The sequence below is a fragment of the Pseudomonas sp. FSO-7 genome (assembly GCF_059579345.1).
The window spans coordinates 4,963,882-4,984,204 of record NZ_CM184193.1; the positions used below are offsets into that span (position 1 = coordinate 4,963,882).

General features: G+C 60.4%; 13 protein-coding genes. 3 read left to right on the top strand and 10 right to left on the bottom strand.

What is annotated here, in order from left to right; genetic code table 11:
• Positions 1–81: 81 nt before the first annotated feature.
• Positions 82–681: a hypothetical protein gene (locus AC515T_RS21685; protein WP_496529963.1), complete on the bottom strand. Its 600-nt coding sequence runs from the start codon at positions 679–681 to the stop codon at positions 82–84.
• 144 nt (positions 682–825) lie between these two features.
• Here AC515T_RS21685 and AC515T_RS21690 point away from each other — a divergent pair, with 144 nt between their 5' ends.
• Complete coding sequence (locus AC515T_RS21690) at positions 826–1,617, top strand: dienelactone hydrolase family protein (protein ID WP_496529964.1); 792 nt, start codon at positions 826–828, stop codon at positions 1,615–1,617.
• A gap of 227 nt (positions 1,618–1,844) precedes the next feature.
• A complete protein-coding gene (locus AC515T_RS21695; RefSeq protein ID WP_496529965.1) occupies positions 1,845–2,570 on the top strand; it encodes a 4'-phosphopantetheinyl transferase family protein in 726 nt (241 codons plus the stop codon).
• A 114-nt stretch (positions 2,571–2,684) separates the two neighbouring features.
• On the opposite strand, the gene AC515T_RS21700 is transcribed toward AC515T_RS21695, so the two are convergent.
• Positions 2,685–4,295: an ATP-binding protein gene (locus AC515T_RS21700; protein ID WP_496529966.1), complete on the bottom strand. Its 1,611-nt coding sequence runs from the start codon at positions 4,293–4,295 to the stop codon at positions 2,685–2,687.
• Positions 4,292–5,014 carry a response regulator gene (locus AC515T_RS21705; protein ID WP_496529967.1) on the bottom strand — a complete coding sequence of 241 codons (723 nt, stop codon included), beginning with the start codon at positions 5,012–5,014 and terminating at the stop codon, positions 4,292–4,294. The genes AC515T_RS21700 and AC515T_RS21705 overlap by 4 nt, the downstream gene beginning before the upstream one ends.
• 859 nt (positions 5,015–5,873) lie before the next feature.
• Between AC515T_RS21705 and AC515T_RS21710 the strand changes: the two genes are divergently transcribed.
• A complete protein-coding gene (locus AC515T_RS21710) occupies positions 5,874–8,765 on the top strand; it encodes a ribonucleoside-diphosphate reductase subunit alpha (protein ID WP_496529968.1) in 2,892 nt (963 codons plus the stop codon).
• Between the two features lie 195 nt (positions 8,766–8,960).
• Here AC515T_RS21710 and AC515T_RS21715 read toward each other — a convergent pair whose 3' ends face one another.
• From AC515T_RS21715 to flgB, 7 genes are all read right to left on the bottom strand, one after another.
• Positions 8,961–13,823: a beta strand repeat-containing protein gene (locus tag AC515T_RS21715; RefSeq protein WP_496529969.1), complete on the bottom strand. Its 4,863-nt coding sequence runs from the start codon at positions 13,821–13,823 to the stop codon at positions 8,961–8,963.
• Positions 13,824–13,879: 56 nt separating this feature from the next.
• Positions 13,880–15,190 (bottom strand): HlyD family type I secretion periplasmic adaptor subunit, encoded by a 1,311-nt coding sequence (locus AC515T_RS21720; RefSeq protein ID WP_496529970.1) that lies wholly within the window; start codon positions 15,188–15,190, stop codon positions 13,880–13,882.
• Positions 15,190–16,929 carry a type I secretion system permease/ATPase gene (locus tag AC515T_RS21725; protein ID WP_496529971.1) on the bottom strand — a complete coding sequence of 580 codons (1,740 nt, stop codon included), beginning with the start codon at positions 16,927–16,929 and terminating at the stop codon, positions 15,190–15,192. The genes AC515T_RS21720 and AC515T_RS21725 overlap by 1 nt, the downstream gene beginning before the upstream one ends.
• 212 nt (positions 16,930–17,141) lie before the next feature.
• Positions 17,142–18,440 (bottom strand): flagellar hook protein FlgE, encoded by a 1,299-nt coding sequence (gene flgE / locus AC515T_RS21730; RefSeq protein ID WP_496529972.1) that lies wholly within the window; start codon positions 18,438–18,440, stop codon positions 17,142–17,144.
• 28 nt (positions 18,441–18,468) lie between these two features.
• Positions 18,469–19,191 (bottom strand): flagellar hook assembly protein FlgD, encoded by a 723-nt coding sequence (flgD, locus tag AC515T_RS21735; protein ID WP_496529973.1) that lies wholly within the window; start codon positions 19,189–19,191, stop codon positions 18,469–18,471.
• A 15-nt stretch (positions 19,192–19,206) separates the two neighbouring features.
• Positions 19,207–19,650: a flagellar basal body rod protein FlgC gene (gene flgC / locus AC515T_RS21740; RefSeq protein ID WP_413792244.1), complete on the bottom strand. Its 444-nt coding sequence runs from the start codon at positions 19,648–19,650 to the stop codon at positions 19,207–19,209.
• 3 nt (positions 19,651–19,653) lie between these two features.
• Positions 19,654–20,061 carry a flagellar basal body rod protein FlgB gene (flgB, locus tag AC515T_RS21745; RefSeq protein WP_003204732.1) on the bottom strand — a complete coding sequence of 136 codons (408 nt, stop codon included), beginning with the start codon at positions 20,059–20,061 and terminating at the stop codon, positions 19,654–19,656.
• Positions 20,062–20,323 lie beyond the last annotated feature (262 nt).

Consider the following 20,323-nt stretch of genomic DNA (forward strand, 5'->3'; position numbering starts at 1 on the left):
ACAATCGCGCGCGGCGCACCTCAACCAAAGGCGCCGGATCGTCTTCGACCGATCCGGCTGCTTCTCCTCACCCTCGCCCGCTTAGAACGTGTAGTTGGCGGACAGGTAGGTCTGGGCGCTGCTGGTCAGGTCCAGCGAGCCGACCTTGTCGCCACCGTGCGGGCTCATCTCGGTGCTGGCGTTGCTGCGCAGGTAACGGTAACCCAGTTCAACCGAGGTGTTTTGCGAAATTTGTTGCAGCACGCCGCCCTGCAAGCCCACTGCGTAGCCAATGTCGCTGTCACGACTGAAGCCGGGCGAATCCTGGGTCAGCTTGGTCAGGCCCACCGTGCCGCCACCGAACAGTTTGGTGCTGCTGGTGACCGGATAGAACACATCGTAGCTGCCCAGCAGGTTCTCCTGGCGCAGCTTGATGCCGTTGTGGGTGCCCGAGACGTTGTCGTAGGTGGCGTAGTAACGGCCCTGGTCGTTCTGCTTGCCCAGGCGCAGGCCATAGGTGGTGTCCTTGCCGATGATGCCGTCGGCGTTCGGGTTGTTCAGGGCGTTGTTCAAGGCGTCGGATTTTTTCACCTTGTCGCTGGTCTGGCCCAGGGTCAGGCTGGCGAAATTGTCATCGGCATGGGCCATGGCGGTGGCGCCCAGCACGGTGAAAGCCAACAGCAGTTTTTTCATAGCAGTCATGGTCGAGTTCCTTTGCAGCGTGGATGTTTCGTGAAGTCGCCGTCACCTTAACCTGCGCCCCCTGAACACCCCTTGAACGTTCTCTGAACCTGCGCTGAATGAATCGGCTAATCTGTGCGGACCACTTTTATAAGGAGATCCGTCATGCGCAGGCTGCTAGCTGTTGTACTTCTGGCCATGAGCGGTGTGAGCCACGCCGCCATCCAGACCCAGGAGATCCCCTACACCAGTGCCGATGGCACCCAGCTGATCGGTTACTACGCTTATGACGACGCCGTCAAAGGCCCGCGGCCGGGTGTGGTGGTGGTTCACGAATGGTGGGGGCTGAACGATTACGCCAAGCGCCGCGCCCGTGACCTCGCGGGCCTGGGCTACAGCGCCCTGGCCATCGACATGTACGGCGACGGCAAGAACACCGAGCACCCCAAGGACGCCATGGCCTTCATGCAGGCAGCGCTCAAGGACGGCAAGGCGGCCAGCGCCCGCTTCCAGGCCGGTCTGGACCTGCTGAAGAAACAGCCCCAGACCGATCCGGACAAACTCGCCGCCATCGGCTACTGCTTCGGCGGCAAGGTGGTGCTCGATGCGGCGCGCCAGGGTGTGCCGCTGGCCGGCGTGGTGAGCTTCCACGGCGCGCTGGTGACCAACACCCCGGCCACGCCAGGCAGCGTCAAGGCCAAGGTGCTGGTCGAGCATGGCGCCCTGGACAGCATGGTCACCCAGGACAACGTCACCGCGTTCAAGAGCGAGATGGACAAGGCCGGCGCCGACTATAAATTCGTCAGCCTCGAAGGTGCCAAGCACGGCTTCAGCAACCCCGACGCCGACCGTTTGAGCCACGGCGAACATGGCGGACCGGACATCGGCTACAACAAGGAAGCCGATGAGAAGTCGTGGACGGATATGCAGAAGTTCTTCAAGAAAATTTTTGACTGAGATCGGCTCTTTCAGTTGAAGCAAACGACGCGCTCTTCAACTGAAACAGATGACGCTTTTGTGGCGAAGGAGCTTGCTCCCGCTGGGCTGCGAAGCGGCCCCAGGATTTTGCGGTCGCTACGCAACCGAGCGGGAGCAAGCTCCCTCGCCACAAAAGCCAACCGCGCTTCTCTTCACAAGACTTGTCCCACTACCCAGCCTCCCACCAACCCGGCAAAATGCCCGGCATGAAGACACTCCCCACCCTGCCCGCCTGTTGTTCGCCTCTGGATGAACACTGGCTATTGCCCGACGCCCTGCCCGATACGGTGCTGCTGAGCACCCGCTTCGACCCGTTGTTGCTGGTGGGCACCGACTTCCCCAACAGCGCCATCGAACCGCCGGCGAGCATCCAGCGTTCGGTGGCCAAGCGTCAGGCAGAGTTCCTGGCCGGGCGGATCTGCGCCCGGGCGGCGTTGCAGCGGCTCGACGGCCTGGCCTGCGTGCCGGCCATCGGCGAAGACCGCGCCCCGGTGTGGCCGGCTCATATCAGCGGCTCGATCACCCACAGCACGGGCCGGGCAGCGGCCATCGTGGCGAAAAAAGACCACTGGCAAGGCTTGGGCATGGACGTGGAAAACCTGCTCGACCCCGAGCGCGCCGAGCGTCTGGCCGGTGAAATCCTCACCTCGCCAGAGTTGCAGCGCATGGCCCGGCTCGCCCGCGATGACCAGGCCTTGCTGGTGACCCTGACCTTTTCAGTGAAGGAAAGCTTGTTCAAGGCGCTGTATCCCATCGTCAGGCAACGGTTTTATTTCGAGCATGCCGAGGTGCTGGACTGGACACACGACGGGCAGGTGCGGCTGCGCTTGCTGACGGACCTGTCGGCCGAATGGCGCCATGGCAGTGAGCTGCAGGCGCAGTTTGGGGTGAAGGATGGGCAGTTGTTGAGTTTGGTAGGGATCAGGGCCTGAGATTTTTGCTGTCTGGGAGGGCCTCATCGCGAGCAAGCTCGCTCCCACAGGTGTACGCATGCCCATGTGGGAGCGAGCTTGCTCGCGATGAGGCCGGCACAGGCACCGCTTCTCTCAAGACCTGTCCTGATGCCTCGGCCAACTCAAGCTGAAACACGCCCCACCCAAACTTTTGCTCTTGCCGATCAGCGCCCGACCATCATGCCAGTGGATGATCCGCCGCACGATCGACAGCCCCAGCCCATGGCCGCCCGAAGCCCGGGCACGGCTGTCGTCCAGGCGCAGGAAAGGTTTGAAAATCCGCTCCCAGGCCGCTTCCGGCACGCCGGGCCCGTCATCTTCCACGTCCACCCGACAGCGCAACTGGCCCACCTGGTAACTGACCGTGACCCTGGAATGGGCGTGGCGCATGGCATTGCCCACCAGATTCTGCAAGGCGCGATGCAGAAAACGTGGCTCGGCCTCGACCCAGGCGCCATCGCAATCGGCGGCCGACAGGCATAGACCGCGCTCGACCGTGATCCCGGCCCGCAACGGCCCCAGCTCATCGATCACTTGATTGACCAGCGCATCCAGATCCACCCGCTGGAAATTCAAGGCCGGTGAACCCTGTTCCAGCCGTGCGTAGGTGAGCATTTCGTCCACCAGCCGATCCAGGTCTTCGATGTCGTGGTCCATGCCCGCCAGGTATTTGTCCCGGGCCTGGGGCGTGGTGGCGCTGCCGAGCATTTCCAGGCCAAACCGCAGGCGCGCCACCGGGGTGCGCAATTCGTGGGACACCGCCCGCACCAGCTCGCGCTGGATCGCCAACAGTTGCTGCAGGTGCTCGGCCATGCCGTTGAACGCCGCGGCCAGCCGCCCGACCGAGTCGGCACCGCGGGCCGGCACCCGGGTTTCCAGGCTGCCCTGGGCGATCTGGGTGGCGGCCGACTCCAGGCCACGCAGGCGCCGCTCCAGCTGACGCACCAACAGATAAACGATCAACCCGATCAGGCTCAACCCCAGCGCCGCGATCAGCACCAGCCATTGCGGCGGATAAGGGTTCATCTGGTACAACGGGCCGATCTCCAGCACCCACGGCGTACCGACCATGCCGGCGAAGACCCGGATGGAGTCGCCACCCTTGCCCAGCGCCATCACCGTATCGCCCTCGGAGACGCGACGGCGCTGGTCTTCGTCCATGTCGGCCTGCTCGGCGGTCATGAGTCGCAGGTCGAAACCAAAGCCTTTTTCCTGTTCCAGTTGCGCCAGCCGCTTGGGTTGCTCGGCCACGGGGTAACGCACCAGTTCGTCGGCCAACAGGTAAATGGTCGCCCGGGCCAGTTGCTCGCTGATCTGCTGGACTTCCCCGACCAACATCAGTTGCTCGGCATCATTGACCAGCCGATAGACTTTTGCCGCGTGCGGCCCGGTCTGCTCCACCAACGCCTGGCCGCGCAGTACGCGGGTACGCTGGCCGAGGTCGAGGTCGGTCTGGGGAAAAGTCTGCAAGGCCAGGGGAATCCCCAGTAGGCGCTCCCACACCAGCAGCGCCCGGCGGCGCTCGGTGTCGTTCATCGGCCGCAGGTTGTCGGCCATCAACGAAAACGTGCCGTGGGCCAGGCGCTCGCGGTATTGCTCGCCGCGGGCCTGGTTGAGCAGGTGCAAGGCCAGCACGCCGAGGACCGCCACCAGCACCAGCGCCGCGCACATGCCGCCATAAATACGCAGGAAGATCGAATTCACGGCGCCGGGTCTACGCAAGCTTCGGGAACGAACAGGTAGCCTTTGCTGCGGATGGTCTTGATCAGCCGTGGATGGTCCGGGTCGTCGCCGATCTTGGGGCGGATGCGCGAGATGCGCACGTCGATGGAGCGGTCCTGGCCGTCATAGCCGATGCCGCGCAGGGCGGTGAAGATTTCTTCCCGGGACAGGATGCGCCCGGCATTGGAGACCAGCAGCCACAGCAGGTCGAATTCGGCGCTGGTCAGCTCGATACCGTTGCCCTGCAACCAGGCTTCGCGCAGGGCGTCGTCGACCACCAGCGGGCCGAATTGCAGGCGCCGCGGCTTTTGCGCCGCGCTCGGCTCCGGTTCGCTGCGGCGCAGCAGGGCCTGGATGCGCGCCAATAGCAAGCGCGGGCGAACCGGCTTGCAGACGTAATCATCGGCGCCCAGGTCCAGGCCCTGGATCTGATCGGTGTCGTCGGTGCGGGCGGTGAGCATCAGGATCGGCCCGTCATAGTGCTCGCGCACCTTGCGGCAGATGCTCAGGCCGTCTTCGCCGGGCAGCATTAGGTCGAGGACCACCAGGTCCGGCTGCTCGGCAATGATCCGCGCCGCCGCCACCGCACCGTCACCTTCGATGGCGACACGCAACCCGTTGCTTTCGAGGTATTCCCGGGTCAGCTCGGCCAGCCGCTGGTCATCCTCGACGATCAATACCTGCCAGGCTTCTTGTTCCACTGGGGCCTCGTCTTGCTGCGAATATAAAAGGAAGGATCAGCACTCACCTGTGGCGAGGGAGCTTGCTCCCGCTGGGCTGCGAAGCGGCCCCAGAAACTGGCGAGCGCGGCGCACTCGAGCGGGAGCAAGCTCCCTCGCCACACAGTGCCCGCTTCAACTATTCGGATACAGCTCCCTCCGTCTTTTTGTCATGTTAAAGGAGGATAAACACACCCATGCATGGGCCGATTGTATAAACGTCGCCTGCACAGAAAACAAGCGGACAAATGCGTTTCGGTCGGGTGGGTTTTATGTGGTAATGTCCGCGCCCGCAAAAACCTTCAGGCTGTTTTCGGATCGTCGAAACCGGTGAAAAAAGGTCCACTCCAGCTAGGTCGCGGCCTACAGAGCAGTTCCACGTTTCGCACACAAATTACGCACAGGCTTATCCACAGGTAGTACGTTGCATACCCCCCGAAAACGCATTATCTTGTAGCCCGCCGCGTAAAAAACCCTACATGTAGGGTTTCAGGCCAAAAACCCAACACAAGTCGGACAGAGAATTCAAGCGCTTTTCTTGCTTCTGTCCAACTGAAACACCGCATTTCCCCAAGCCCAGACCGCCCCTGCGGATGGCAACTGTTTCAAGGTCGAAAACGACCGAAACGGTACGGGTGTTGCAGTCAATTGCTGCCACCCCGGTCACCCGGTTTCGAGCCTCGCTCGCAACCTGAGAACTTCGGATGGAAGCGGCCTTAAACGCCTGCTTCCTACTGTCCCGAAGTTGTTATGCCCGGCGCCAGTCGGTTGTAGTGCTTCAGGACGGAACGGTGGGCACCGTGATGGTGCCCAAACAAACATAGAGAACGTGGAGACACCCATGCACACCGACACAACTCGCGAGAACCCGCAGGGCACCGCGCCGCTGGCCGCCGATTCGAGCCCGGATCTGTCCGCCACCGCGCCGGGCCAACTGCGTGTGATCAAGCGTAACGGCACTGTCGTTCCTTACACCGATGACAAGATCACCGTCGCCATCACCAAAGCGTTTCTCGCAGTTGAAGGCGGCACCGCTGCCGCTTCGTCGCGAATCCACGACACCGTGGCCCGCCTGACCGAACAGGTCACCGCGACCTTCAAGCGTCGCATGCCGTCGGGCGGCACCATCCACATCGAAGAGATCCAGGACCAGGTCGAACTGGCCCTGATGCGTGCCGGCGAACAGAAAGTGGCCCGCGACTACGTGATCTACCGTGACTCCCGCGCCAAGGAACGTGCCACCCGCTCCCCGGCCGACGCACCGGTCCAGGCCCACCCTTCGATCCGCATCGCACGCGCCGACGGCAGCCTGGCGCCGCTGGACATGGGCCGCCTGAACACCATCGTCACCGAGGCCTGCGAAGGCCTGGAAGAAGTCGATGGCGACCTGATCCAGCGCGAAACCCTGAAGAACCTCTACGACGGCGTCGCCCTCAAGGACGTCAACACCGCGCTGGTGATGACCGCCCGGACCCTGGTGGAACGCGAGCCGAACTACTCCTTCGTGACCGCCCGCCTGCTGATGGACACCCTGCGTGCCGAAGGCCTGAGCTTCCTGGAAGTCGCCGAGAGCGCGACCCACCACGAAATGGTCGACCTGTACGCCAAGGCGTTGCCCGCTTATGTCGCCAAGGGTATCGAGTTCGAATTGCTGAACCCTGTCCTGGCCGAATTCGACCTGGAAAAACTCGGCAAGGCGATCAACCACGAGCGTGACCAGCAGTTCACCTACCTGGGCCTGCAAACCCTGTACGACCGTTACTTCATCCACAAGGACGGTATCCGTTTCGAACTGCCGCAAATCTTCTTCATGCGCGTGGCCATGGGCCTGGCAATCGAAGAGAAGCAGCGTGAAGACCGCGCGATCGAGTTCTACAACCTGTTGTCGTCCTTCGACTACATGGCCTCGACCCCGACCCTGTTCAACGCCGGCACCCTGCGTCCGCAACTGTCGAGCTGCTACCTGACCACCGTGCCGGACGACCTGTCGGGCATCTACGGCGCGATCCACGACAACGCCATGCTGTCGAAATTCGCCGGTGGCCTGGGCAACGACTGGACCCCGGTGCGCGCATTGGGCTCGTACATCAAGGGCACCAACGGCAAATCCCAGGGCGTCGTGCCGTTCCTCAAAGTGGTCAACGACACCGCGGTCGCGGTCAACCAGGGCGGCAAGCGCAAGGGCGCGGTCTGTGCCTACCTGGAAACCTGGCACATGGACATCGAAGAGTTCATCGAGCTGCGCAAGAACACCGGTGATGACCGTCGTCGTACCCACGACATGAACACCGCCAACTGGATCCCTGACCTGTTCATGAAGCGTGTCTTCGATGACGGCAAGTGGACCCTGTTCTCGCCATCCGAAGTACCGGACCTGCACGACCTGACCGGCAAGGCTTTCGAAGAGCGCTACGAGTACTACGAAGCCCTGACCGAGTACAACAAGATCAAGCTGTTCAAAGTCGTCCAGGCCAAAGACCTGTGGCGCAAGATGCTGTCGATGCTGTTCGAGACCGGCCACCCATGGCTGACCTTCAAGGACCCGTGCAACCTGCGCAGCCCGCAGCAGCATGTGGGCGTGGTCCACAGCTCGAACCTGTGCACCGAGATCACCCTGAACACCAACAAGGACGAGATCGCCGTCTGCAACCTGGGCTCGATCAACCTGCCGAACCACATCGTCGACGGCAAGCTGGACACCGCCAAGCTGCAACGCACCGTGAACACCGCCGTGCGCATGCTCGACAACGTGATCGACATCAACTACTACTCGGTGCCGCAAGCGAAGAACTCCAACTTCAAGCACCGTCCGGTCGGCCTGGGCATCATGGGCTTCCAGGACGCGCTGTACCTGCAGCACATCCCGTACGGTTCCGATGCCGCGGTCGAGTTCGCCGACAAGTCCATGGAAGCGGTCAGCTACTACGCGATCCAGGCTTCCTGCGACCTGGCCGACGAGCGTGGCGCCTACGAGACGTTCCAGGGTTCGCTGTGGTCCCAGGGCATCCTGCCGCTGGACTCGCAACAGATCCTGATCGCCCAGCGCGGCCAGAAGTACATCGATGTTGACCTGAACGAATCCCTGGACTGGGCACCGGTTCGCGCCCGTGTGCAGAAAGGCATCCGTAACTCCAACATCATGGCCATCGCACCGACCGCCACCATCGCCAACATCACGGGCGTGTCGCAGTCGATCGAACCGACCTACCAGAACCTGTATGTGAAATCGAACCTGTCGGGCGAATTCACCGTGATCAACCCGTACCTGGTTCGCGACCTCAAGGCCCGCGGCCTGTGGGACTCGGTCATGATCAACGACCTGAAGTACTACGACGGTTCGGTGCAGCAGATCGAACGCATCCCGCAAGAGCTCAAAGCGCTCTACGCCACGGCGTTCGAAGTGGACACCAAGTGGATCGTCGACGCCGCCAGCCGTCGCCAGAAGTGGATCGACCAGGCTCAGTCGCTGAACCTGTACATCGCCGGCGCTTCGGGCAAGAAGCTGGACGTGACCTACCGCATGGCCTGGTACCGTGGTCTGAAAACCACCTACTACCTCCGTGCCCTGGCCGCCACCAGCACCGAGAAGTCGACCATCAACACCGGCAAGCTGAACGCTGTTTCCAGCGGCGGCAACCACGGTGACGATTCGGTCCTGGCTGTCCCAGCAGGACCGGCGCCAGTGCCAAAGGCCTGCGCGATCGACGAGCCGGATTGCGAAGCTTGCCAATAAGCTGAGCGGGTGGGCGTGTAAAAGCGCCTGCTGAAGAAGCCCCCGATAGACCGCTGGTTTATCGGGGGTTTTCTTTTGTGTGGGGAAAAGCCAGGTACAAAAAAACGGCGAAGCCTGGATCAGGCGCTTCGCCGTTTATAGCTCACCGCAACATCCGTCGAAAAATCGACAGATGCTGCAGTGGCCAGATGACGCTTAGACCGGAAGGGTGAAAGAGTCACCGTTGTTGGTGAAGAACGTCTCGATGGTGTTGCTTCCTGCGTACCAGTCCTTCAGGAAAACACCGGAGTCCAGGTTACCGCTCTGGTAATCGGCCGCGTTGAAGATGTAGGCATCTGCATCGGTCTTGATAACCTGCACATCGTTGAGACTCTGGATATTCTTCAACCTGACAGTGTCGACACCTGTCGTCCCGGTGTCTTCAATGGCGACCATGGTTCTGGAGTTGACTATGTAGGCATCCCCGCCTTCCCCGCCATAGGCGTCGCCAGACGCATTCATATTGAACGTATCAAAACCCGCGCCACCATGAAGTTCATAGGTGTAGCCGCCGGTTCCCGTCAGAATGTCGTTGCCATCGCCGCCATAGGCAATACCGGAGGAGACCGTCAACGTATCACTGCCGGCCTCGCCGTAAAGCACGCTGCCAGCGTCGTTGCCGCTGCTGGACATGGTGTCATTACCATTGCCGCCATAAAGCGTATCGGCCTGGGTTCCAGTGGAAGGCGTCAATCCAAGGGTGCTGATATCCGTGACGGTGCCGCCATAGATAAAGTCATCGCCATCGCCGCCATAGAGCAAGTCGTTACCCGCCCCACCTTCCAGCTTGTTCGAGTAGGCATTGCCCGTCAGCGTATCGTTGAATTGCGAGCCGATCAGATTATCGATATTGGCCAGCACATCGCCTTGTGCATCACCACCCGACGCGGTTCCCGCCAGTAGGTCGATCTGCACAGCTTCGCTGCTGGTCAGGTACCAGGCACCGTCACCACGGCCCAAGCCATTGAGCGTGTCGGCGCCTGCACCACCGATAAAGTTTTCCGCAGCCGCAGTACTACCAGTGAACGTATCGGCCTGGGCAGTTCCCTGAAAAATCTCAATGGAGGTGTAGCTATCACCTGCCGCGACACCCGTCACCAAAGGCGCACTCAGATCCAGCGTGATGCCTGAGCTCTCATTGGCAAAGCTCAACAAGTCCAGGCCAGTACCGCCGTTGAAGATGTTGGCGCCTGCATCCCCCACAAAGACATCACTGAAGTTGGAACCCGTAATGGCTTCAATGCTGCTGTAGGTATCCCCTGCGGCGATGCCGGTGTGGATGCCGGTTTGGGTGTTGATGGTCAAACCCGCAGTGCTGTCAGCGTAGCTGACTGTATCGGTTCCCTCGCCGCCGATGAATTGGTCCGCGCCAGCGCCACCGAACAGGGTATCGTTACCCGCGCCGGCGATGATGACGTTGTCCGAGGCGTTGCCACGACCGACGAAATTGCCCGTGCCGGTGAAGGTCAGGCGTTCCACCTCGGAGGTCAGTGTCACGTTAACCTGATTGGTGCGCACCTCATCGTCACCACCACCGGCAAACTCGCGCACGAACTGGCTGGCGGTGCCGTTGATGATGTACACGTCGTTACCCGCACCGCCATAGAACTCGTTAGTGCCCACGGCCGTGGTGAATACGTCGTCGTAGTTCGAACCGGTAATCCTCTCGAAGCTACTGAAGGTATCGCCTTGGGCATCGCCGCCCAGCCCGGTCCCCGCCGTAGCCGACGTCATCGTAATGCTGATGCCCTGCTCCGACTGCGAGTAAGAGAGCATGTCGGTGCCCGTGTTGCCATCCAGGCTGTCAGCTGCGGCACTGGCGTAAAACGTGTCGTCGATTGCCGACCCTCGAAACGCTTCGATACCGTCGAATGTATCGCCCTTTGCAAACCCGGTGTGTACACCGGTTTTCAGGTTCAGGGTGACGCCGCCCGAGTCCTCGTAGCTGGCGGTGTCTACACCAGCACCGCCAATCAATTGGTCCGCACCATTGCCACCGATCAAAGTATCGTTACCGGCGCCAGCGGTGATGATGTTGTCAGAAGCGTTACCATTACCGCGGAAATTACCCGTACCGGTATAGGTCAGGCGCTCGACCTCCGTCGCCAGGATCACGTTGGCGTAATTGGTGCGCACCTCATCGTCACCGCCACCGGCAAACTCCCGCACGAGCTGACTGGGAGCGTTGATGATGTAAACGTCATTACCGCCCCCGCCATAAAATTCAGTAGTGACAAAAGTGGTGCTGAATACATCGTCATAGTTCGAACCGGTAATTCTCTCGAAGCCACTGAAGGTGTCGCCTTGCGCATCGCCCCCCAAACCGGTCCCCGCTGTAGCGGACGTCATCGTGATATTGATGCCCTGTTCCGACTGCGAGTAAGAAAGCATGTCGGTGCCTGTGTAGCCATCCAGGCTGTCGGCTGCGGCACTGGCGTAAAACGTGTCGTCGATTGCCGACCCTCGAAACGCTTCGATACCGTCGAGTGTATCGCCCTTTGCAAACCCGGTGTGTACACCGGTTTTCAGGTTCAGAGTGACGCCACCCGAGTCCTCGTAGCTGGCGGTGTCTACACCAGCACCGCCAATCAATTGGTCCGCACCATTGCCACCGATCAAAGTATCGTTACCGGCGCCAGCGGTGATGATGTTGTCCGAGGCGTTGCCACGACCGATGAAGTTGCCTGTGCCGGTATAGGTCAGGCGCTCCACTTCCGTCGCAAGTGCCACGCTGGCCTGATTGGTACGCACCTCATCGTCACCGCCACCGGTAACCTCGCGCACAAGGTGACTGGCAGTGCCGTTGATGATGTAAACGTCATTACCGCCACCGCCATGGAATTCAGTACTGCCGCTCAGTGCACTGCTGAATACATCGTCGTAGTTCGAACCGGTAACTCTCTCGAAGCCAGTGAAGGTATCGCCCTGGGCATCGCCCCCCAAACCAGTCCCCGCTGTAGCCGACGTCATGGTGATGTTGATGCCCTGCTCCGACTGCGTGTAAGAGAGCATGTCGGTACCCGTAGAGCCATCCAGGCTGTCCGCAGCGGCACTGGCGTAAAACGTGTCGTCGATTGTCGAGCCTCGAAACATTTCGATACCGCTAAAGATATCTCCCTTCGCAAACCCGGTGTGTACGCCGGTTTTCAGGTTCAGGGTCACGCCACCCGAGTCTTCGTAACTGACGGTGTCCACGCCAGCACCGCCTATCAACTGGTCCGCCCCATTGCCACCGATCAGGGTATCGTTCCCCGCGCCACTGGTAATGATGTTGTCCGAGGCGTTGCCAGTACCACGGAAATTACCCGTGCCGGTGAACGTCAGGCGCTCGACCTCCGTGCTCAGGGTCACGCTAGCCTGATTGCTACGCACCTCATCATCACCGCCACCGGCAAACTCCCGCACAGTAGCCGTAGCGCCGTTGAAGATGTAAACGTCGTTACCGCCACCACCATGGAATTCAGTAACGCCAAAAGTGGTGTTGAATACATCGTCATAGTTCGTACCGGTAATTCTCTCGAAGCCACTGAAAGTGTCGCCTTGGACATCGCCACCCAACCCGGTCCCCGCAGTCGCAGACGTCATGGTGATGTTGACACCCTGTTCCGACTGCGAATAAGAGAGCATGTCGTAACCCATAGAGCCATCCAGGTTGTCAGCGGAGGCACTGGCGTAAAAAGTGTCGTCGACTGTCGAGCCTCGAAACGTTTCTATACCGCTAAAGGTATCCCCCTGTGCAAACCCGGTGTGTACGCCGGTTTTCAGGTTCAGCGTCACGCTGCCCGCGTCCTCGTAGCTGGCGATGTCAACGCCATCACCACCAATCAATTGGTCCGCACCATTGCCGCCAATCAAAATATCGTTACCCGCGCCGCCAGTGATGATGTTGTCCGAGGCGTTGCCGCGACCGATAAAATTGCCCGTGCCAGTGAAGGTCAGACGCTCGACCTCCGTGCCCAGTGTCACGTTGACCTGGTTGGTGCGTACTTCATCGTCACCGCCACCGGCAAACTCCCGCACGAACTGACTGGCAGTGCCATTGATAATGTAAACATCATTACCGCCACCGCCCCAGAAATCGGTACTGCCCAGTGCGCTGTTGAATACATCGCCATAGTTCGAACCAACAACTCTCTCGAAGCCACTGAAGGTGTCGCCTTGCGCATCGCCCCCCGAACCGGCACCCGCAGTAGCAGACGTCATCGTGACATTGATGCCTTGTTCCGACTGCGCGTAAGAGAGAATGTCGAAACCCGTATAGCCGTCCAGGTTGTCAGCAGCGGCACTGGTGTAAAACGTGTCGTTGGAGGTCGAACCTCGAAACGTTTCGATACCGTTAAAGGTATCGCCTGCGGCGAAGCCGGTGTGTACGCCGGTTTTCAGGTTCAGGGTGACGCTGCTCGCATCCTCGTAACTGACGATGTCAACGCCAGCACCACCAATCAACTGGTCCGCACCATTACCACCGATCAACACATCGTTACTGGCGCCACCGGTAATGATGTTGTCCGAGGCGTTGCCGCGACCGACGAAATTGCTCGTCCCGATATAGGTCAGGCGCTCTACGTTGGTTGCCAACGTCAGGTCACCCAGCGTCGTGCGGACTTCATCATTGCCTCCATCGGCCAACTCGGAGACTGTCACGCCCGTTCCGCCAACGATGTACACATCATTACCGGCCCCGCCTTGAAGCGAATGTCCACTGGTCTGGGCGGTCAGCGTGTCGTTGAAGGATGAGCCCACCACGGTTTCTATGGCCGTCAAAGTATCGCCCTGAGCATCCCCTCCCAGGCCAGTCCCCGTGACCAGACTGACTGTCACCCCAGCGGTCGAATTCGCATAGGACGCCGTATCAGTCCCTGTCCCACCATTGAGGGTGTCTGCGCCCGCGCCGCCCTCCAACCAATCATTACCGTCCCCAGCGCTCAGCGAGTCATTCCCTTCCAACCCATACAACTGGTCCGCACTCGACGTCCCAACCAGAGTATCCGCACCCGATGTCCCATTAATCACTGCCATTTTTTCTTCCTTGCCCTGTTGATGATTCGGTTGCGCGCTGATGAATCAACAGAGCCTCATCCTTCCCGGAAGGCCCGCTGAGCATGATCGCTGATCGGTTTAAGCAAATAAGACATGACGTTCCTCGAACCGGTCTGGATCATCGACTCCACGGGCATTCCCGGCACCAGGGCAAGCCCTTGCAGCTTTGCCAATTCGCTTTGAGGAATCTTGATACCCGCCCGATAGAATCCAACCCCGGTGCGCTCATCCTGGATCAGATCCGCTGACAGCCGCACCACCGTGCCGGTCAATTCGGGCGTGGTGTTACGGTTGAACGCGCTCAAGCGCAAGGTCGCGGACTGTCCGACCGTTAGCTGATCGATATCCTGGGCACTGATCTTCGCCTCAACCAGCAGTTCATCGTCAGCGGGCACGATCTGCATAAGCCCCTCGGCCGGAGAGATGACGCCACCGATTGTGTGCACGGCCAATTGCTGCACGCGCCCGGCGATAGGCGAGGTGATGTCGATGCGTTTAAGCTGGTCGCTGGCCGTGATTTCCCGCTCGATCAATTCGCCCTGACGGGCCAGCAAATCTCTCAGCTCCTGGGACACTTCACTGCGGAAAGTCTGGTCAACCTGAAGTCGTTGCAACTCGGTCTCGGCAATCTTGCCCCGCGCCTCGGCAATGGAGGCCATCAGTTGTCCGCGCTCTCCGCGCAGCCGGGCGATCCCCCGAGCCAGGGCATTGACCCGGTCGAGGGTCATCATGCCTTTGTCGAACAGTTTCTTGACAGCCTGGTATTCGCTATCGATCAGTTCAATTTCTTCCTGCTTGGTTTTCTGCTGGATGTCGTGGCCGGCAATGGTTTCGTTGAGTTGCTGGACGCGCTCGCGCAGTTGCTTCTTCTGACCTTCGCGGGAAGCGCGGCGGTCAAGGAACAATTGCTGCTCGATGGCCATGACCGACTTGGCCTCCTCCAGACTCATGCGGGTCAGCAACTCTTGGGGTATCGCTACTTCGCGGGCATTGTCCCGCTCGGCCTCCAAGCGGGCGAGACGGGCCCAGGCCTGATTCAATGATTTACTGACGATGGCCTGGCTGGCGGCGGGCAATGTGGCGTCGAGGCGCAAAAGCACGTCCCCCGCAGCGACCGCCTGCCCCTCCTTGACCAGCAGTTCAGCGACGACACCGCCGGTAGGGTGCTGGACGGTCTTGACGCTGCCTTCCACGGCAACCACGCCCATAGCGATGACGGCGCCGGACAGGTTGGTGCACACCGCCCAGGTCAGCCCTGCGCCGAGCAGCACCACCAATGAGATCGCCCCCCAACGCAAATGACAGGACAGGGAATCGGTCAGGGTGACTTCTTGATCGGTATGCATCAGTTGGATACTCCCAGTTCCACAACATTGCTGGAGGGCCGGGGGGGCGTTGCCGGAGCTCGTTTAAGGACGACATCCCTGGGGCCGTAAGCCGCTTGCACGCCATTCTCGAGGATCAGTACCTGATCGATCACCGACAAGATATTGGTGCGATGGGCAATCACCACCACGATGGCACCACGGGCCTTGAGCGCCAGGATGGCCTTGGCCAGCGCCTGTTCGCCTTCGGCATCGAGATTTGAATTTGGCTCATCCAGCACCACCAGGAACGGATCACCGAACAATGCCCTGGCCAGGGCCACCCGTTGCCGTTGGCCGGCCGAGAGGTTGACCCCTCCCTCGCCTACTTGGGTTTCATAACCTTGGGGCAACTGCAGGATCAGCTCATGAACCCCGGCCAGTTGCGCAGCGCTGACAATCGCGCTGTCCAGTGCCGAAGGGTCTAGCCGGGCGATGTTCTGGGCGACGGTTCCAGTGAACAAACCAACGCTTTGCGGCAGATAACCGATCAACTTGCCTCGCGCCTGCTCGGTCAGCAGATCCAGCGGTGCTCCATCGAGCCGGATATGCCCGCGAGCCGGTGCCCAGGCATTGACCAGCACGCGCGCCAATGACGACTTGCCCGATGCGCTCGGCCCCACCACACCAACGGCAGTGCCCGCAGCGACCATGAAGTTGATATTTTGCAAGGTCAGGCGCTGCGCGCCGGGCGGCGCGGCAAAAACACTTTCGACCTGCAAACTGCGATGGGCGGTGGGCAGCTCGGTCTTGCTTTGGGCATCCGGGAACAGAGAGAACACTTCCAGCAGCCTCTTCCAGGCGATCTGGGCCCCCAACAGGCTGCGCCACGTGGTAATGACCTGCTCCGCCGGTGCCAGGGTCCGCGCCACAATAATCGAGGCCGCGATCATCGTGCCGCCGCTCAAGTCGCCTTTGATCACCAGCCACGCCCCCAGGGCCAGGGCGGCCGACTGAACGACTTGGCGCAAAGTTTTGGAAATGCCACCGTAAAAGCCGCCGATGTCGATTGAGCGGCGCTGCAGGGTGATGAAGGTGCTGTGATTGTTCTGCCAGATATTCGACGTGTTGGCCAACATGCCCATGGCCATCAGCGCTTCGGCGTTCTGGTGAGCTTGCTGACCCAGGTGGTTGCGCTTGTTCAACGCATCGGCCGAAGCCCGCATCAGTTTGCGGGTTTGCCGGTCAGTGATCAGGGTCAGACCAATAAGGATAATCATCAGGCCGGCGGCCAAAAGGCCGAACAACGGATGAATGTAAAAGCAGACCGCGAGGTAAACCGGCATCCAGGGCAAATCGAAAAAAGCCACCAGGCCCGGTCCGCCAATAAAACCGCGAATCTGATCCAGCTCTTGGGCCGGCTTCAAGGCATCGCCCGTGATGGGCGTTTTCAGCGACGCACCGGCAATGACATTGAAAACCTTGGCGGACAGCGCCAGATCCAGCGAGGAAGCAATTCGCACCATGACCCGGGAGCGAATGATATCCAGCAGGCCCGAAAGCGCATAAACCCCCAGCGCCAGCAGCCCCAGGGCGACCAGGGTCGGGACGCTCTGGCTGGGAATAACCCGGTCGTAGACTTCCAGCATGAACACCGGGCCAATCAGCGCCAGAATATTGATCACACCGGAGAACAGCGCAGCGCCCAGCAGCCCCCGACGCAGTGCCGATTTCAATGAAGGCGCGACAATAGGCGCACTGATAGCGTTATGGGCTTTCAACTGGTATCCGTCCCTTGGTTTTAGTGACATCCCTGTCGTCAGTCAATACAAACTCGATGACAGTCGTATGGAAACTTGACGCTCGTTGAGCGATTGGGACTGAAGTGCAAGTTCCGCACCAGCCAGCCGACAAACGGTCGTTATCCGTGAAGAATTTCGCGCATAAAAAAACCGATGTCTCGGGACATCGGTTTTTTTAAAAAAGCCCGTTATCAAGCCATCTGAATAATGGTCTGCATGATGGTGCTCTGGGTGGAGATGGTCTTGGCGTTCGCCTGGTAGTTGCTCTGGGCCTTGATCAGCTCGACCAGTTCGTTGGTCAGGTTGACGTTTGACTCTTCCAGGGAGTTGGAGACGATCGAACCCAGGGTGCCGGTTTGCGGGGCATCGTAGCCCGGGATGCCCGACGCGAAGGTTTCTTTCCAGCTGGTGCCCCCTACTGGCTGCAGGCCTTGCTCGTTGGTGAAGCTGGCGAGGGCGAGCTGGCCGATCGGCTTGGTCTGGTTGTTGCTGAAGTTGGCCAGCAATACACCGCTGCCGTCGATGGTCAGGTTGGTGATCTGGCCGGTGGCGTAGCCGTTCTGGGTTGGGATCGAGCGGGCGGTGTCGGCGTTGAACTGGGTGGTATTGCCCATGGAGATCGTGATGGTTGGTGCACTGGCGGCGCCGTTGGCGGTCCATGTCCCGTTGGTCACGGTGCCGGGAACCCAGCCGGTCAGTACCAGATCGCTATTGACCGTCGCTGGCGGAGTGGTGACCGTGGTCAACTTGCCGCTCGAATCGAAGTTCATGGTCGAAGGGATCGGCGCAGTAGCGCCCGTCGTGGTCGGCGCGGTGCCATTGAGGTTACGACCATCGATCAAGGTATAGACGTTCCAGGTGTTGCCGGCAGTCTTGACCATGTACTGGTCCATGGAGTGCTGGTTGCCCTGGGTGTCATAGACCGGGGTGGTGAATTGCTTGGTGAACGTGGCCGTGTCGGCCGGATTGAACGCCGCGGTGATCGGCGTCGCCGTCGAGTTCAGGTTGATGGTCGACGAAACCAGGCTGGTGGCCGTCGGCGGCAGGTTCGAAGTGTCGATGCGCAGGTCGGTCAGGATACCGTTCTGGATCTTGCCGTTGGCATCCACGCCATAGCCCTGCAGGCGCGCAGTGCCATCGCTGTTGGTGATGAAGCCTTCCTTGTCGGTCTTGAAAGTACCGGCACGGGTGTAGCTCAGGGAGCCGTCGTTGCTCAGGACAAAGAAGCCCTGGCCCTGGATGCCCATGTCCAGCACGTTGCCGGTGTTGTTCACGTCACCCTGGCCGAACTGCTGGGAAACGTTGGCCAGGCGCACGCCGTTGCCGACGGTCTTGCTGCCCGAACCCAGCTTGGTGGCCGAGTAGACGTCTTCGAATTCCGCACGGGACGATTTGAAACCGGTGGTCGCCACGTTGGCGATGTTGTTGCCGGTCACGTCCAGCTGTTTGTTGGCTGCATAGAGACCGCTAAGGCCGATGTTAAAAGACATGTTGACTCCTTTTGCCGGTTAGTCGGCTCTACATACCAATAGTTTGTACTTTGGACAGGGCAATGCTGCCCAGCCCGGCCAGGTTGAGCATCAGCTCACCGCCCGTCTGGCTGATCGTCACGCTGCTGACCGTGGCCGGCAGGTTGGTGATCAGCGACGTGGCCTTGCCGTCGATGGTGGTCGAGGCCGCGAAGGTGTAAGTGCCCGATTCAACGACCGTGCCCGCGTCGTTCTTGCCATCCCAAATGAAGGCGGAGTTACCGGCGTTCTGGCTGCCCAGGTCAATGGTGCGAACGGTCTTGCCGTCCTTGTCCATGATCTTGACGGCAACGGAGGACACCGATGCCGGTACCACCACCGTGCCGTTGAGGCTCTTGGAGGTATCGACCACCGCCTTGTCACCCGGGGCAATGACCGAGCGGCCCACCAGCGACGAGGCCTGCAAGGCCTGGGACGAGTTGTAGTTGCCGGCGATGCCGCTCACCGTCTCGTTGAGGGTGGTGATGCCTTCCAGGCTGCTGAACTGCGCCAACTGGGCAACGAACTCGCCGTTATCCTGTGGCTCCAGCGGGTTCTGGTTTTTCAGCTGGGTAACGAGCAACTGCAGGAACGCATCCTTGCCCAACTCCTTATTACCGGTGGCAGCGGTGGTCGCCGTGCCCAGGCCATCGCTCTTGGTGTTGGTCTTGACCGAGGAGTTGGCCAGAATCTCGTTGAGACTCAAACCGCTGGTAGTGTTGGTGACGCTCATGTGAATCGCCCCTTATCACTGACCGAGGGTCAGGACCTTCTGCATCATGGCTTTGGCAGTGTTCATCATTTCGACGTTGGTCTGGAACGAACGACTGGCGGAAATCATGTCGGCCATTTCTTCGACGACGTTGACGTTCGGGTAGTAGACATAACCCTTGGCGTCCGCGGCCGGATGGTTTGGCTCGTAGCGGGCCTCGAGGTTGCTCTGGTCTTCGACCACGCCGAGCACCTGCACACCCTGCCCGGCCGCGTCCTGGTCCTGGAACAGCGAGTCGCTGCCGCCGGACTGGCCGCCCTGGAACATGGTGGCGAATACCGGGTGGCGGGCGCGGTAGGTCTGGTCGATGCTCGAAGAAACGGTCTCGGCGTTGGCGATGTTACTGGCGACGGTGTTCAGGCGAGTGGTCTGGGCACTCATGGCACTGCCGGCAATGTTGAATACGCTAGCAATCGACATGGCTTACTCTCCGCGCAGGGCCGATACCAGCCCTTTGAACTTGCTGTTGAGCAGGGTGAAGCTGGCCTGGAAGTTCACGGAGTTTTCCGCGTAGTTGGACTGTTCCAGTTGAGCGTCCACGGTGTTCTGGTCGATCGACGGCTGCATCGGCGTGCGATACATCAGCGACTCGTCGCCATTGCCCAGGCCTTCGGCTTCGATATGACGGCTATTGGTCATGTTCAAGGCGAAGTGGCCGTTCTTGGTCTTCTCGTTCTGCTCGGCGAGCACTTTGGAGAAATCCAGATCCCGGGCCTTGTAGTTCGGGGTGTCGGCGTTGGCGATGTTGTTGGCCAGGACTTCGGCACGCTGGGCGCGGAAGCTCAGGGCCTGTTCGTGGATACCGAGCGCTTTATCGAAGCTGATGCTCATGTCGGAAACCTTTGGGTGACCAGAATGTACGTACGACGGCTAAAGCAAGCGCCGTGCCATTTTAAAAAAGCCCATAAACCGGGGCTTTGCGGACAGCGGCAAGGCGGCAATGCCAGAAAAGCGGCAACGGATTTCCGCCGGATGCCGCTTTTCTGCCGCTTTCTCCCAGGCAATGAGGGTCAAAGGTGGGAGCGAGCTTGCTCGCGATGGCGGTCTGTCAGTTACATCGATTTTGGATGTACCGCCGCTATCGCGAGCAAGC

What these genes read in the sequence shown, in the direction of transcription:
- flgE (WP_496529972.1), bottom strand. Translation starts at nt 18,440, where the DNA reads ATGTCTTTTAACATCGGCCTTAGCGGTCTCTATGCAGCCAACAAACAG.
- flgB (WP_003204732.1), bottom strand. Translation starts at nt 20,061, where the DNA reads ATGAGCATCAGCTTCGATAAAGCGCTCGGTATCCACGAACAGGCCCTG.
- AC515T_RS21710 (WP_496529968.1), top strand. Translation starts at nt 5,874, where the DNA reads ATGCACACCGACACAACTCGCGAGAACCCGCAGGGCACCGCGCCGCTG.
- AC515T_RS21690 (WP_496529964.1), top strand. Translation starts at nt 826, where the DNA reads ATGCGCAGGCTGCTAGCTGTTGTACTTCTGGCCATGAGCGGTGTGAGC.
- AC515T_RS21720 (WP_496529970.1), bottom strand. Translation starts at nt 15,190, where the DNA reads ATGCATACCGATCAAGAAGTCACCCTGACCGATTCCCTGTCCTGTCAT.
- AC515T_RS21695 (WP_496529965.1), top strand. Translation starts at nt 1,845, where the DNA reads ATGAAGACACTCCCCACCCTGCCCGCCTGTTGTTCGCCTCTGGATGAA.
- flgD (WP_496529973.1), bottom strand. Translation starts at nt 19,191, where the DNA reads ATGAGCGTCACCAACACTACCAGCGGTTTGAGTCTCAACGAGATTCTG.
- AC515T_RS21685 (WP_496529963.1), bottom strand. Translation starts at nt 681, where the DNA reads ATGACTGCTATGAAAAAACTGCTGTTGGCTTTCACCGTGCTGGGCGCC.
- flgC (WP_413792244.1), bottom strand. Translation starts at nt 19,650, where the DNA reads ATGTCGATTGCTAGCGTATTCAACATTGCCGGCAGTGCCATGAGTGCC.
- AC515T_RS21715 (WP_496529969.1), bottom strand. Translation starts at nt 13,823, where the DNA reads ATGGCAGTGATTAATGGGACATCGGGTGCGGATACTCTGGTTGGGACG.